Annotated in this window: 14 protein-coding genes; 5 read left to right on the top strand and 9 right to left on the bottom strand. The window is 54.6% G+C overall.

All coding sequences use genetic code 11. The features are described from left to right. Positions 1-3: 3 nt before the first annotated feature. The 5 genes from A3193_RS00485 to A3193_RS00465 all read right to left on the bottom strand — a co-directional run bounded on the left by A3193_RS00485 (position 4) and on the right by A3193_RS00465 (position 4,297). Entirely contained in the window at positions 4-258 is a 255-nt protein-coding gene (locus A3193_RS00485) for a YfhL family 4Fe-4S dicluster ferredoxin (RefSeq protein WP_069004250.1), read from the bottom strand. A gap of 109 nt (positions 259-367) precedes the next feature. Beyond that, positions 368-844 (bottom strand): pantetheine-phosphate adenylyltransferase, encoded by a 477-nt coding sequence (gene coaD, locus A3193_RS00480; protein ID WP_069004249.1) that lies wholly within the window; start codon positions 842-844, stop codon positions 368-370. A gap of 140 nt (positions 845-984) precedes the next feature. Further along, positions 985-1,554 carry a 16S rRNA (guanine(966)-N(2))-methyltransferase RsmD gene (rsmD, locus tag A3193_RS00475; protein ID WP_069004248.1) on the bottom strand — a complete coding sequence of 190 codons (570 nt, stop codon included), beginning with the start codon at positions 1,552-1,554 and terminating at the stop codon, positions 985-987. A 39-nt stretch (positions 1,555-1,593) separates the two neighbouring features. Next, positions 1,594-2,943, bottom strand: a complete 1,350-nt coding sequence (locus A3193_RS00470; protein ID WP_069004247.1) for a M16 family metallopeptidase — start codon at positions 2,941-2,943, stop codon at positions 1,594-1,596. Then, on the bottom strand, positions 2,933-4,297 hold the full coding sequence (locus A3193_RS00465; RefSeq protein ID WP_305781987.1) for a M16 family metallopeptidase: 1,365 nt from the start codon (positions 4,295-4,297) through the stop codon (positions 2,933-2,935). Before A3193_RS00465 ends, A3193_RS00470 begins: the two co-directional genes overlap by 11 nt. Positions 4,298-4,575: 278 nt before the next feature. On the opposite strand from A3193_RS00465, the gene ftsY reads away from it, so the two are divergent. From ftsY to A3193_RS00440, 5 genes are all read left to right on the top strand, one after another. Beyond that, entirely contained in the window at positions 4,576-5,577 is a 1,002-nt protein-coding gene (gene ftsY, locus A3193_RS00460; protein WP_069004246.1) for a signal recognition particle-docking protein FtsY, read from the top strand. A 5-nt stretch (positions 5,578-5,582) separates the two neighbouring features. Next, positions 5,583-6,266, top strand: coding sequence for a cell division ATP-binding protein FtsE (ftsE, locus tag A3193_RS00455; protein WP_069004245.1), 684 nt, complete (start codon positions 5,583-5,585; stop codon positions 6,264-6,266). Continuing rightward, positions 6,256-7,200, top strand: coding sequence for a permease-like cell division protein FtsX (gene ftsX, locus A3193_RS00450; RefSeq protein ID WP_069013778.1), 945 nt, complete (start codon positions 6,256-6,258; stop codon positions 7,198-7,200). The genes ftsE and ftsX overlap by 11 nt, the downstream gene beginning before the upstream one ends. Positions 7,201-7,353: 153 nt before the next feature. After that, the gene (gene rpoH / locus A3193_RS00445) at positions 7,354-8,202 is read left to right on the top strand and encodes an RNA polymerase sigma factor RpoH (RefSeq protein ID WP_069004243.1); all 849 of its coding nucleotides are present in this window, start codon (positions 7,354-7,356) and stop codon (positions 8,200-8,202) included. Between the two features lie 452 nt (positions 8,203-8,654). Next, entirely contained in the window at positions 8,655-11,573 is a 2,919-nt protein-coding gene (locus A3193_RS00440; protein WP_162272413.1) for a diguanylate cyclase domain-containing protein, read from the top strand. Between the two features lie 36 nt (positions 11,574-11,609). Here A3193_RS00440 and bioD read toward each other — a convergent pair whose 3' ends face one another. The 4 genes from bioD to bioF are packed head-to-tail and all read right to left on the bottom strand — an operon-like array spanning position 11,610 to position 15,123. Continuing rightward, complete coding sequence (bioD, locus tag A3193_RS00435; protein ID WP_069004241.1) at positions 11,610-12,320, bottom strand: dethiobiotin synthase; 711 nt, start codon at positions 12,318-12,320, stop codon at positions 11,610-11,612. Between the two features lie 9 nt (positions 12,321-12,329). Next, complete coding sequence (gene bioC, locus A3193_RS00430) at positions 12,330-13,199, bottom strand: malonyl-ACP O-methyltransferase BioC (protein WP_069004240.1); 870 nt, start codon at positions 13,197-13,199, stop codon at positions 12,330-12,332. Then, positions 13,196-13,966 carry a pimeloyl-ACP methyl ester esterase BioH gene (gene bioH / locus A3193_RS00425; RefSeq protein ID WP_069004239.1) on the bottom strand — a complete coding sequence of 257 codons (771 nt, stop codon included), beginning with the start codon at positions 13,964-13,966 and terminating at the stop codon, positions 13,196-13,198. Before bioH ends, bioC begins: the two co-directional genes overlap by 4 nt. Continuing rightward, entirely contained in the window at positions 13,963-15,123 is a 1,161-nt protein-coding gene (bioF, locus tag A3193_RS00420) for an 8-amino-7-oxononanoate synthase (protein WP_069004822.1), read from the bottom strand. The genes bioH and bioF overlap by 4 nt, the downstream gene beginning before the upstream one ends. Positions 15,124-15,133: the final 10 nt, after the last annotated feature.

Raw genomic sequence — 15,133 nt, 5'->3', positions numbered from 1 at the left:
CATCTATTCGGATTCACCGGTAATCTTCAGATACTTGCTGTAGAGCTCTTCGTAGCTCTCCTCATGATCCGGATCTTTCGGAATACAATCAACCGGGCAGACTTCCACACACTGGGAGGTTTCGTAGTGCCCAACACATTCCGTACAGAGGTCTGCTTCAATCTCATAGATTTCATCACCCTGTGTGATTGCCCCATTGGGACATTCGGGTTCACATACATCACAATTGATGCATTCATCGGTGATCAATAAAGCCATGCGGTTCTCTCCTACGTGTTCGGACGATTGTCTGTTACTGGGGCTGACGAACGGATCAACCCAGCTTGGTTAATAAGCGCCACCTCTGTAATGGCGCGGGAATTTTAGGCTAGCCATAGCGTTGACTCAATGCATTTTGTACAGCCGGATGGGTAAATTCAGAGACATCACCGCCCAATGCAGCGATTTCTCTGACCAAACCGGAGGATATAAAGGCAAATTGTTCAGCGGGCGTGAGAAACAGGGTTTCAATGTCCGGGGACAGCCGCCGATTCATACCTGCCAACTGAAATTCATACTCAAAGTCGGAAACCGCGCGCAAGCCGCGCAGAATCACATTCGCCCCACACTCCTTTACGAAGTCCACCAACAGCGTATCAAAAGCGAGAATCTCGACATTCTCGATGCCCCCCAGCACGGTATGGGCCAGGGAGAGGCGCTGGTCTAGATCAAACGCAGGATTTTTACCCGGGTTTTTCGCAATCGCCAAAATTACGTGATCGAAGAGTTCGGAGGCCCTTCTGACCAGATCGCTATGGCCATTGGTGATTGGATCAAATGTTCCGGGGTATACGGCTCTAATCATATGTTGCTATCAATTGAACAAGATAATCATAATATCAGACTTGAAAGTTATGAATGATAATTCTCACCCCAGTCTTTAACGGGTTAAAACCACCCTCAGCCGGCGGTAACAGCAGAGTTTAGCAAGCTTTAGCGCATCGCTCATCCCGGAAGGGGAGCACAGGCCAAACCGTAGCGCACCTCTCCGGCGCGCTTCTCTTTCAGCAACTGCCACCCCTCGGGTAGTACCGGCAGCGGCCTCGATACCTCATCCTCCATGTAGATACGAGCATTGTCCGCCAACCAGCCCTGGTTCAGTTTGTGACAGAGGGGCCCAAGCAGATCAGCGGAGAACGGCGGATCGAGAAATACCACATCAAAGGGTACAGGCGACTGCTCAAGCCACTGCAGGGCGTCTGCCCTGATCACGGAAACCTGATTCAGGTTCAGCTGCTTGCGGTTCTCTTCCAGTTGCCGGACCACCGGATTGGCGGTATCGAGCATCACCACCTGACCGGCACCTCGGGAGGCCGCCTCGATTCCCAACGAGCCGCTTCCGGCAAACAGATCCAGGCAGCGTGCGCCGCTTATCCAGGGCTGCAGCCAGTTGAAGAGGGTTTCCCGGATACGGTCGCCGGTGGGCCTGAGTCCGGGAAGCTCGGCAAATGGCAGCTTCCTGCCCCTGTGCTCACCGCCGATAATGCGGACTTGGCTTGCTGAGTGATTGGCCATTCGTTGGTCTCTGATTCGTTATTCAGTTGTGCTCTGCTCCTATTCAGCGGCTTCTGCCCGGTTAACCTGAGCCACAGGCGCGGTAAATCTTCCCACCTGAACTCTGACCAGGCGTTCTGAATCGACCCGACGCCGGAATGAATCACGGATCTGCTCCTTGCTGACCGCCTTGATCCTGTCGACAAACCGATCCAGATAATCGAGGGGCAGATCGTAGAAGCCAATTACAGCAAGATATTCGACAATCTTGCCGTTGGATGCGATCCGCAGCGGAAACCCACCGGTGATGTTCTGTTTCGCCGCCTTCAGTTCCTCATCAGACGGTCCCTCAGTGATGTAGCGTTGAAGGGTATCCTTGACCACTTTCAGTGCCTCATTCGCCTGTTCGTTTTTGGTCTGCAAACCAACCTGAAAGAGGCCCAGTTGGCGCATCGGAATAAAGAAACTGTAGACGCTGTAACTCAAACCACGCTTCTCTCGCACCTCCTCACTCAACAGTGAAACCAGTCCACTGCCACCAAGAATATGGTTCCCCACATAGAGCGGAAAATAGTCCTCATCACCCCGTTTAAGGCCGGGTTGCCCAAGATAGAGGTGGGATTGGGTCGATGGAAAGGGGATCTGCTTGCTCACCCCTTTATCAAGTGGCGGTACCGGCGGCAGAGGTGGCATTGCTTGCCCCGACGGCAGGCCGCCAACAGCCTCTTCGGCGATAATCGCAGCAAGATCCTCATCGACCGCACCGACAATCGCAACCACTGCATTTTTTGCCACGTAGAGTCGCTGATGGGTCTTTACAATCTCTTCACGGGTGATCGACTCGACAGACTCACGATTTCCCGAAGGGTCCGAAGCGTAGGGATGAGTGCCGTAGACCAGCTCATAGAGTTGTTTTTTACCGACACTTCCGGGGGATTGCTCATCCTGTAAAAGACCGGCCAGTATGGATTGGCGCTCCCGTTCGATATCCTCCTGGTTGAAGCTGGGACTCGCCAGGATTGCCGAGAGGGTTTCCAGAGAGGTGTCCAACACCTCAGGCTCGGTCAGGGAACGGACGGCAACCCAGGCCATATCCCTTAAAGATCCCGATTCCAGTTGTGATCCCACCCCTTCGAGGCGTTGCGCGATCTGATAGGCATCCCATTTCCCGGCACCTTCGCTCAACAGACTGTTGGTGAAGGAGGTTATGCCGGCTTTATCCCCATCTCTGGCGCTGCCGGCATCGAACACGACCCGCACATCGACCATTGGGATTTCCGGTGCATGGACATACAACACCTTGGCCCCATTGCCGGTTTCCCAGGTCTCGATTTTGGGTGAGGCCTGCAGTAGGCCCACAAAGCCGATTGTCACTCCTAAGAGCAGCAGACGCAGACTGTTATTGGCCATGACGACCTCCTGCTGCAGAGTGACGTGTGACGTTCTGTTCCATGGGTAGGGGCTCCAATACAGCAATCGTTAGGTTGTCATCGACCAGATACTTCTCAGCCACCTGCTTGACCTGCTCGGCGGTGACAGCCTTCAGATTGTCCACATACTCGTCGCCGAGACGCCAATCGAGGCCGACGGTCTCCAGCTGCCCGATCAGCATTGCCTGATAAAACACAGAGTCCTTTTCGAATACCTTTGAAGCGATAATCTGTTTGCGTACCCGCTCCATCTCTTCATCGGTAACCAGTTCCGTTTTGAAGCGGTCCAGCTGTTTCAGGATCGCTTTTTCCACGCGCTCAATCGGGGTGCCCGGCCTGGGCACTGCATCGAGCACCAGCATACCCGGCAGACGGGAGAAAGCGTTGTAGCTGGTATCCACCGAGACTGCCAATTCGCTACCGCGAATCAGGTTACTGGCCAGACGGGCACTGGCGCCACCATCGAGAATGTAAGCCAGCATCTCCAGCGCATAGGGCTCCCAATCCTGATCTGTGTTACCGATCACCGGGGTTTTGAATCCCATTACCATATAGGGTTGGCGCGCCGGCACCTTCAACGCCATCCGCTTGACGCCTCTCTGCTGAGGCTCCTCTCTCGGCTTGTTGATCGCCACCGGTTCCGGTTTGAGTACACCGAAGTAGCGCTCCGCCAGGCTAATCACCTGATCTGGTTCGACATCCCCGACAACCACCAGGGTGGCATTGTTTGGGGCATACCACTTGCGGTACCAGACCTGAAGGTCCTCCACCTGCAGCGAGTCCAGGTCAGACATCCAGCCAATCACCGGTATCCGGTATGGTGAAGCCTGGTAGGCTCCGGTGAGAAACAGCTCATAGGTGAGGGATTGGGGCTTGTCTTCGGTGCGCATTCGCCGCTCCTCCTTGACCACCTCAACCTCTTTTTTGAACTCCGCTTCCGGCAGCTGAAGATTTCTCATTCTGTCCGCTTCCAGCTCGAAAGAGACCTCCAGGCGGTCACTCGCCATGGTCTGATAGTAGGCGGTATAGTCACGGCCGGTAAATGCGTTCTCATTGCCTCCGTTGGCGGCAATGATTCGGGAAAACTCGCCAGGGGCATGGTTGTCGGTACCTTTGAACATCATGTGCTCGAGCACATGGGAGACACCGGTAATCCCACCATGCTCATAGCTGGAGCCGACCTTGTACCAGACCTGGGATACCGCAATCGGCGCCCGCTTGTCCTGCTTCACGATCACCTTCATCCCATTCTTCAGCTGGTGTTCCACCACATTGGCCTGTGCATCAGCCATGGCTATCAGCATCAGCATGAAAACCGCCATCAATCTTCGCATTAAGGTGTTCCTTATCATCATTATCAGTCTTTTAATGCCTCAAGTAAGCCCGAGCTGCAGAGCATCCACATCCCCCGGCAGAAACCGGCACTTTATCATTGCCCTGGAGGAGCTGTAGAATAGCGCCGGCGACAGCCCGCAGGCATTGTTTCAGAGGCCTGAAGGATTGTCCAAAATGGCTCCAGGCGCAACAGGGCCTATTGGATTAGTGTTAACAGGTCCTAGTAAGAACCTGCGATCAGTTTAGAGTTCCAATCACCCCATTGGTGTTACCCAATATGTTCGGATTCGGCAAACGTAAAAAGTCAGAAACAGAGGAAGTCGACATACAGCCGGCGGTGGAAGAGAAAACAGGTCTCTTTACCCGCCTGCAACAGCGGCTGTCACGTACCCGGCACAATCTGTCCGATGGTCTGGCCAATCTGGTGATGGGACGTAAAACCATCGATGAGGATCTGCTTGAGGAGCTGGAGACTCTGCTGCTTACCGCAGATGTGGGCGTCGATGCCACCAACCGCATTATCGATGATCTGACTGAACGGGTGAAACGCAAATCCCTCAACGACCCGGAAGCCCTGACCCAGGCCCTGAAACAGCATCTGCTTGAGATCCTTCAAGCCTGTGACAAGCCGATCGATAACAGAGAGGATGGCAAACCGATGGTGATGGTGATGGTCGGCATCAACGGCGCCGGCAAAACCACAACCATCGGTAAACTGGCGAGAAAGTTCCAAATCGACGGTGAAACAGTCATGCTTGCCGCCGGGGATACCTTTCGCGCCGCTGCGGTGGAACAGCTGCAGACCTGGGGTGAGCGAAACCAGATTCCGGTGATTGCCCAGCATACCGGAGCGGACGCCGCCTCCGTGGTGTTTGATGCGCTGCAGGCGGCCACCTCCCGGCAGGTGGATGTACTGATTGCAGACACAGCCGGCCGGCTACATACTAAAGCCAATCTCATGGAAGAGCTGGCCAAGATCACCCGGGTGATGAAGAAAATCGACCCGCAAGCGCCCCATGAGGTGTTGCTGGTGGTGGATGCGGGAACCGGCCAGAATGCGGTCAATCAGGCACTGCAGTTCAACGAGTCTGTCGGCCTTACCGGCCTGGTGGTCACCAAGCTGGATGGCACTGCCAAAGGCGGTGTGGTGTTTGCCATAGCGGATAAGGTCAAGGTGCCGATCCGATTCATCGGCGTCGGTGAATCGATTGAAGACCTGCGTGAATTTGATCCCAAGGAGTTTGTCGAGGCATTGTTTGAAACTGAAACGACGGATTAAGGCACTTGATTCACTTTGACAATGTCAGCAAGCGCTATCCGGGTGGACACACCGGACTGAGTAATATCAACCTGCGCATCGACGCGGAAGAGATGGTCTTTCTCACCGGCCATTCAGGAGCCGGCAAAAGTACCTTATTGAAACTGATTGGACTGCTGGAACGCTCCAGTGGCGGTCAGGTGCATGTCAACGGCCGCAACCTGACCCGGCTGAAGAACCGTCAGATCCCCTACCACCGCCGAGAGGTGGGTATGATTTTCCAGGACCATCGCCTGCTGCACGACCGCACTGTCTTCGACAATGTGGCCCTGCCCCTGGTGGTCTCCGGACTGGGTCATAAAGAGATCGGCAGAAGGGTTAGGGCCGCTCTCGACAAGGTTGGCCTGCTGCATAAAGAGAAGAGTGCTCCGATCACCCTCTCGGGTGGTGAACAACAGCGTGTCGGTATTGCCCGGGCGGTGGTCAGTAAACCGCCCCTGGTGTTGGCTGACGAGCCCACCGGCAACCTGGATCCGGAACTGTCGAAAGAGATCATGGAGCTGTTCTCCCAGTTCAACCGGGTAGGTGTTACCCTGTTGATCGCCACCCATGATCTGGCCCTGATCAGCAGCATGGATCAACGCATCCTGACTCTGGCCAACGGTGCATTGAGTCACGACAGCAAGATGGAGTACAAGGATGTCACTTAAATCCCGACTCTTCTCGCTGCCGGGAATCTGGTTGCAAAGACATGCTCAGGTTGCCCTCTCCAGCCTCGGCAGACTGTTCAGCAACCGCTTCTCCTCGCTGATGACCTGTGCGGTTATCGGTATCGCCCTGGCTCTGCCGGTTGGATTGCATGTGATGCTGAGCAACCTCGACACGATCAGTGGCGGATGGGAGAGCGGCGCCAGTATCTCCCTGTTTCTCGATCAGAATATCACCAACGACAAAGCCCGCTCCCTGGCTGAGACACTACGTCAGCACACGCGTATCGAAACCGTCGAGCTGATCAATCGTGAAACAGCACTTGAAGAGTTCCAACGTCTCAGCGGCTATGCGGATGCACTCCAGGCCCTCGATAGCAACCCGCTGCCCAATCTGTTGGTAATTCAACCGAAAGTTGAATACACCACAGCGGAGACAGCCGAGAAACTCGCCCAGGAGTTACGATTGCTGCCGGAGGCGGATATTGTTCAACTCGACCTGCAATGGGTCAGGCGTCTGCAGGCCATCACTGTGATCGCACAGCGTGCCGTGGTGGTTCTGGCGGCTCTGCTCAGCATGGCGGTCTTATTGATCGTGGGAAACACCATCCGGCTGGAGATCCAGAACCGACGCACCGAGATCGAGATCACCAAACTGATCGGTGCCACCAATGCATTTATCCGCAGACCCTTCCTCTACACCGGATTCTGGTACGGCCTGTTCGGCGGGCTGATCGCCTGGTTTCTGGTTGCCCTGTCATTGATTCTGCTCAGCGGTCCCATCGCCAGGCTGGCCCAACTCTACCAGAGCTCATTCGATTTAAGTTCTCTCGACCCAATCACCGTCCTGGTACTGCTATCCGGCAGTGCCCTGTTGGGCCTTGCCGGCTCCTGGCTGGCGGTCGGCCGCCACTTGAGCGCGATTGAGCCAAGCTAGATCCAATTAATACTAACTGATTGAATAATCAAATATAAAACCACACACACCCCATTGAACTTTCTGTCTAATAACCGGTCAGAATGGTCAGTTATTGGCACTCCCATGCAGAGAGTGCTAATATTCCACTTCAAGCAAACTGGGGTAACCTGCATGAGTAAAGAGATCGCACTGGCCACCTTGCCCACGGGTAACATGGATAGCTACATCAGCGCAGCTTTTCAGCTGCCTATGCTGAGCGCCGAAGAGGAGCACTCACTGGCGGTTCGTCTGCGTGATCAGAAAGACCTTCAGGCGGCCCAGGCCTTGATCACATCCCACATCCGTTTCGTTGTCCGTATCGCCAGAAACTACAGCGGTTACGGACTGGCCCTGCCCGACCTGATCCAGGAGGGTACCGTCGGCCTGATGAAAGCGGTAAAGCGTTTTGATCCGGATATGGGGGTCCGTCTGGTCTCCTTTGCAGTGCATTGGATCAAGGCTGAAATTCATGAGTTCATTCTGAAGAACTGGCGTATCGTCAAGGTGGCAACCACCAAGGCGCAACGCAAACTTTTCTTCAACCTTCGCAGCTCCAAGAAGCGCCTTGGCTGGTTTTCCAAGGAAGAGGTCGATAGTGTTGCCCAGGACCTGGGCGTGAAACCTGAAACCGTACTGGAAATGGAGTCCAGACTTTCCGGTCAGGATATTGCGTTTGACGGCCCGAGCCAGGAGAGCGATGAGCAGGTAACACCGACACCGGCCGGTTATCTCAGCGACATGCGCATGGAGCCCGCCTCAATGCTCGAAGCGGTGGATAGCGAGAACCAGATGAAACAGAAGCTGATGAGTGCCATTCAGGGTCTGGATGAGAGAAGCCGGCAGATTCTCGAAGCACGCTGGCTGAGTGATAAGAAATCCACCCTGCATGAATTGGCTGACAGATTCCAGGTGTCGGCTGAGCGTATCCGCCAGATTGAGCAGGGCGCCATGAAAAAACTGAAATCCCAACTTGCCCTATAACCCAGCGTCGGTAAGCCGTACCATCCGCCGATACCTTCTAGGTCCGGCGGATGCTTCTGCCGCGCGGGGAACCGCTACATGATCTAAAGCTATCCATGCCCCGGCCGATCATCACTAGAAGGGAATCAACATTATTGGAATCACAAAAGATCATCCTTTAATTCCCATCAGATCCGAATGAATGGGTCAGAAAAACATTTACCGGTCAGCATGGAAAAGTACCGGGAAGTGAGTTCCTGGGCCTTGGCCTAGTGAGGGTATTATGGCAGCTAGAGATTTTACATTTGAAAGAAGCTTTATAGATCAGCCTAAGGTAATCTTCTGTTTCAAGCACTAAGCTGCTTACAGTATGTGATGTATACGATTTAAAAGCATGGATTAGCTTAAACCATATGCCCGAACACTCCCATCTCCCCGCTAAGATCATCATCGCAGTTTTGATGTTGTGTCTGATGTTGCTGACGATAGCGGAGATGTCCGGTTTTTTTCCAGCTGCGGAAAACCAACCAGGCAAAAAGCTGCAAGCCTATGCCGAAAACCTGGCTGAACAACTCCACCCGTTGATCACAACCTATAACCAATCGGCACAACTGGCGGTGCTGACCAATGGTGTCTCCGACCATCCCGCCATACGTTCACTGGTGATCGAAACCATTGAAGGTGAGATGCAGAGAGCGATTGCACCTCAATCCGACAGCGCTCTCCAGACAGACCTGATTCAGCTGCCAATCGGCACCGGCAGCGAAACCATCGGCACCTTGTCGGTGCGTTATATCGAAGTCAACGCGGAGTCCGACTGGTCATCCATCGAGATCATGATCCTATGCCTCTGGGCACTGCTTGCCAGCGTGATCCTCTATCTGCTTTTCAGTGAGAACCATAACCTTGGCCTGAACTCATCCACTGTGATTCCGGAACGGGTCAGGGCTGCATTCAATGCCCTGTCTGAGGGGTTACTGATTCTCGATCACCGGCATCGAATCATTCTGGCGAACGACTCCTTCTGCCAGAAGATTGGTGAAAGCTTCAAAACCCTGCTGGACAGTAATGCAGATGCCCTGCCGTGGAAACACAGGGAGAACACGGATAAGACCGAGAAGCTTCCTTGGCATATCAGCCTCAACAACTGCGAGCAGGTCACCGGGGTACCGATTCGACTGGCCCTGAAAGAGAGCAACGACAAGGCCTTTTCAGTCAACAGTGCGCCGATCTTCGATAACAACGGTCAGATCCGGGGCGTATTGGCAACTTTTGATGATATGACTGAACTTGAAAAGCAGTATCGGCAACTCAAGTCAGCACTACTGAAACTGCGCAACTCCGAAAAAGCGTTGCGCAACAAAACCGTTGAACTGGAGTTTCTGGCAACCCGGGACTCATTGACCGGCTGTCTGAACCGCCGTGCATTCTTTAAAAAGTTCGACCAACTGTTCAAAGAGGCAAAGACTCTCAACCGGTCGCTGGTATTCATCATGGTGGATATCGATCGTTTCAAATTCATCAATGATCACTATGGACATGCCAATGGCGACAAGGTCATCAAGTATGTCTCGGAAATACTCAGCAGCAATTCAAGGCCGGAAGATGTAGTCGGTCGATATGGCGGGGATGAGTTTGCCATCGTACTGCCGAATGCCACGATGGATGAAGCCAGGTCGATCGCCGAACGCCTGCGCATGGATATCCAACAGAAGTGCCACTCCCTGTTCACCAATCCGCAAACTGTCACAACCAGTATCGGCATGGCTGCCCTGGAAACCGAGGTCGAGGACTCCATGCTGCTGATCAACAATGCAGATTGCGCCCTCTACGAAGCCAAACAGCAGGGACGTAACTGCATCATCAACTGGACCCCACAATTGAGGCACAAGGCGGCCAAAGAGACAACCACCGGCAGCCGTCTGTTGACCGACTCCGACTGGAAAGAGATGAGCGAGGCAGAACGTCATCTGCACTCGGAAATTTTGCGACTGGAGGATATCGTCGGGCACCTAGAGTCGGAGCTTGAATTCAACCGCCAGGAGATGATCAGGCGGCAGGGAAAAGATGAACTGACCGGTCTGCCAAACCGCTATATCTTCAATGATCGTATCAGTCAGGAGCTGGCGCGCTGCGAACGAAACAACAAACTTACCGCAATCATCTCGATCGATATCGACAGCTTTTCCCGTATCAATGAGGCATTGGGAGTAGCAACCGGTGACCAGATACTCAAGCTGACTGCGGAACGTCTCATCGAATCCCTGCGCAAGACCGATACCATTGCTGTTGTGGATGAGCATATCGAATATGACTCACCCAATATTTCACGCATCAACAAAGATGAATTCGCCCTGATCCTCTCCGATCTCGAGGAGGTCAAATCGGTGACCTGGGTAGCCCACCGGATTCTCAGTCATCTCAAAAAACCCATGTACATCGATGATCAGGAGCTGTTCATCACCTTCAGCATGGGTGTCGCCATATATCCCCATGATGATGAAACGCCTAATGAGTTATTGCAAAAGGCCGCCACAGCCAGACGCTCGGCGAAAGACGAACCGGGCAGCAACCACATACGATTCTTTTCCAGGGAGATCAACCGCAAGGCATTTCACAGCATCTGGCTGGAGACTCAACTTACCAAAGCGATTTACCATCAGCAGTTCGAGCTTGTCTATCAACCCAAGTTCAGTCTGTATGACGGCAGAATCGTTGGCCTGGAGGCACTTGCCCGCTGGCCCCATCCAAAGGTTGGCTATATCCCTCCGGATGAGTTCATCCCGATTGCGGAACATACCGGCCTGATCAACAAGCTGGGATTTTGGGTATTCAAAAAAGCCTGTGCGGATATGCGGCGTCTACACAAAAAGGGATTCCCGGATCTGATGCTGGGGGTAAACCTGTCTGCTGTTCAATTGAGAGACAGCACTTTGGCGGATAAATTTCTCAGTGTCTGCTCAAAACGAAAAATTCCACCGTCACTGATCGAACTGGAGATCACCGAAAGCACGCTGATCAAAAACTTCGAACACAGTAAGGATGTGATGAAAACAATGCATAGGGCCGGTATCAACTTTGCTCTGGATGACTTTGGCAAGGGTTTCTCTTCCCTGAACTATCTTCAAAAACTGCCGATCAACAGCATCAAACTGGACCGGGAATTCCTCAACAACACGCTACCCAATAATCAGGCACAAACCATCGTATCAGCCATCATCTCACTGGCCAAAAGCCTGGATTTGAAGATCGTAGCCGAAGGGGTGGAAACCGAAGCTCAACGACAGTTTCTCGAACAGTATGATTGCAACGAGATACAAGGCACCCTGTTCAGCCCACCGGTGAATGCAGACGATGCTCTGGATTTGCTTAGAAAGTTCAATGGCAATTGATCACCAACCCAGCCGCTGATGACCACCCTCAGGAGATCAATCCTGCACACAGGGATCAACTGACAAACCGGTAAGATCGCACAACGCATCACTCAGATACCCGGCAACCACCTCAGGGTTCGTCTCTTCAAGATAGGGGATCTCACCAAGGCAGGGCGCGGGCAGCCAGGTTCTCAAGGTAGCCAGATTCTCCTCTCTGGCCGACATCTCCGGCTCCACCTGATTGGCTACCCAACCGGCAAACGAGACCCCGGCATTGAGCATGCATTCAGTGGTCATGAGGGCATGATTCAGACAACCCAGGCGCATACCGACAACCATCACCACAGGGAGCTCCAAAGCACGCGCCAGGTCTGCAAGCGTATCCTGCTCGCCAAGCGGCACATGCCATCCGCCAACACCCTCCACCAGAACATGCTCTGCCTCCTCGCTGAGGCTTTGATAGCCATCTACGATTTCAGCGATGTCGATCGATTTACCAGCCTGAAGGGCAGCCAGATGGGGTGCGATCGCTGGCTGAAAAACGAATGGATTGACCTGTTGATAGGGAAGCTCAAGACTGGCCTGGGCCTGGATGCGCAACGCATCCTCATTACACAGCCCCTGATCGCTATCTGCTGCTCCCGAAGCGATGGGTTTCATACCCACGACCTGCTTACCCTGTTGCTGAAGCCTGTGCATCAAACCGAGGGTCACCTCTGTCTTGCCACACCCTGTATCCGTACCTGTTATGAAGAGACCAGCCATCTTGAATTACTACCTGCCCCGGGGATCCAATTGATGCAGTGGAACGCGACATACCGTCCCGACTCCCGCTTCCGCCGGAGCCCAGGCATGCCCGTAGACCACTTCGTAACTGGCCGGTAGTTTATCATCAAGCCTAAACTGCTCGTAGGCCTGAATCATGGCACGCATCCGCCCTTTCCCTGTCAACCCTTTGGCTCTTTGCGCGGTGACGTTGTGCGCACCCAGGCTCTTCAGATCGCGCATCAGGGAGGGCACGTCATCGTAACTGAGGGAGATTCGATCCACGTCCACAACCGGCTCGGCAAGCCCGGCATGCAGCATCGCATCCCCGACATCGTGCATATCGGCGAACGGCGAAACATGGCTGTAGCCATCCACCGCCGACCAGCTGGTGCGCAGCTCTTTCAGGGTATCGGGCCCAAAGGTTGAGAACAGCAGCATGCCATTGGGGCGCAACACCCTCAGGAACTCCCGCATGGTTCCCGCCAGGTCGTTACACCACTGCAGCGCTACATTGGAAAAGATCATATCCACAGATTGATCTGCCAGGGGAAGCTGTTCCGCATCGCCGCAGATACAGGGAGCCCGTTTGAACCATCCCCCCTGTTTGCGCACCTGCTGCAACATCGGCAGAGCGAAGTCGAGCGCGATGACCCGGGATTTAGCATAGTGTTTACCCAGCGCGCGCGTGGCATCCCCGGTTCCGGCACCAACATCCAGCACCACCTCGGGTTGATGGCGGATGTAGGCGAGACGTTCGATCATCCGCTTGGCGATCTCTCGCTGTAGCTCGGCTACCTCATCATAGTGGGGAGCCGCACGGGAGAAGGCGGCGCGTGCCTGACGTTTGTCGATTGTGGTGGCGGTTTCGGCACTCATACCATCGCCTCCAGACTCTCCAATACCAGTTTTTCAGTCTCCAGCGGATGGGAGAGGAAGGGGGTATGGGCGGCCCGCGCTATAGTATGCGTGGTGGCTTCAGGCAGCCATTGGCGGAGTATCTCCGATGCACCACTCGGCGCCAGCGTGTCCCGACTGCCATAGATCCAGCTGGTAGGACAGGAGATCCCCTTCAAGCGCTCGCGCAGATCACAATGCTTGAGTAACTCGAGCCCCGCCTGCAACGCCTCAGGATCGGGATCGGGACGCTCCTGCAGCCTGGTTTTGAGACCCCGTATCACGTCCACCGCCAGATCGCTACCCAGCATCTGCAAGGCCAGAAACCGTTCCAGCGCCCGGCTCATATCATCACCCAACAGTTCGATAAACTGCTCCAGGGTTTTCAGTTTCATGGCATGCGGCCAATCTTCAGCGCTAACGAATCTTGGCATCCCGGCAATCACCAATACTCCACTGACCCGCTTCGGCGCCTGCAGCACCGCTTCGAGAGTCACCATCGAACCCAGTGACCAACCGAGCCAGATCGCCTGTTGCGGTGCCGCTTCCAGGCAGGATTCCGCCCAGCTCCAGAGCTGCTCCTGTCCGGCGTAGGGAGTGTGCCCATGACCGGGCAGATCGATCAGCGTCACCCGGTAGTGTCTGGCCAGCCGTTGGGCGAAGTCGTACCAGACCGATGAGTTCATCCCCCAGCCATGCAACATCACCAGCTCTCTGCCCTGGCCAAGCGTCTCCACACCCAGTTTCATACATGCTCCAGGGATAGACTCTGCAGCGCATCCAGCAATCTGTCGAGCTGCCGTTCTGTATGATTTGCGCTGAAAGTAATACGCAGTCGTGCCTGACCTTCAGGGACTGTCGGAGGTCGTATGGCAGTCACCAGGATACCTTTCTCCTCCAGATGCCTGCTCCACTGCAGAGCCTGCTCGGCGCTGCCGGTGAGCAGGGGCTGTATCGGTGTATTCGATGGCATCAAGGGTAAGCCCATCACTTCAACAGCCTGGCGGAAACGGCCGATCAGCTGAGCCAGCCGTTGCCGACGCCAGCTCTCCTGCTGAGCGATGCGCAGACTGACCCGGGTCGCCTCAGCAACCGCTGAAGGCATGGCGGTGGTATAGACATAGCTGCGGGATTTCTGAATCAGGGTTTCAATCAACTCCTCGCTACCGGCAACAAAGGCGCCAAAGGTGCCAAAGCCTTTACCCAGGGTTCCCATGAGAATCGGAACCTGGTCGATACCCAGGCCGAAATGGGCCAGACTTCCCCCACCTGTGTCACCCAACACGCCAAGACCATGTGCATCATCCACCATCAGCCAGGCATCCTGTTTACGGGCGATCGCCTGATACTCCTCAAGCGGCGCAAGATCCCCATCCATACTGAACACACCATCGGTCGCAATCAGTTTCCGCCCGCTCGTGCAGCTTTCAATCTGCCGTCGCAGGCTCTCTGGATCGTTATGTTGGAAACGTTTAACCGTTGCTGGACTGAGTGCCCCGGCATCCACCAGGGATGCGTGATTCAGGCGATCCTCAAACAGCCAGTCGTGGCGTCCCAACAGCGCGCTGGCGACACCGATATTGGCCATGTATCCGGTCGAGTAGAGCAGCGCTCTCGGACGCTTGGTAAACTCGGCCAGCTCCTCTTCGAGGGCGTGATGAACCGCGCTGTGGCCATTGATCAAATGGGCAGCACCACTGCCAACCCCATACACATCCGCCGCCTGTTGCAGTGCCGCGATCACCTCCGGATGGCTTGCCAGCCCCAGATAGTCATTGCTGCAAAAGGTCAACATTGGCCGTCCATCGACAACCATCTCTGTCTGCTGTGGCGATGAGACAACCCGGCGCCTGCGATAGAGCCCGGCCTCACGCTGACGCCTCAATTGTTCCGCCAATCCGTTCATATCACGTGCG

This window comes from Candidatus Thiodiazotropha endoloripes, from assembly GCF_001708965.1.
Classification (GTDB): domain Bacteria; phylum Pseudomonadota; class Gammaproteobacteria; order Chromatiales; family Chromatiaceae; genus Thiodiazotropha; species Thiodiazotropha endoloripes.
This window is presented reverse-complemented; position numbering and strand designations above follow the sequence as displayed.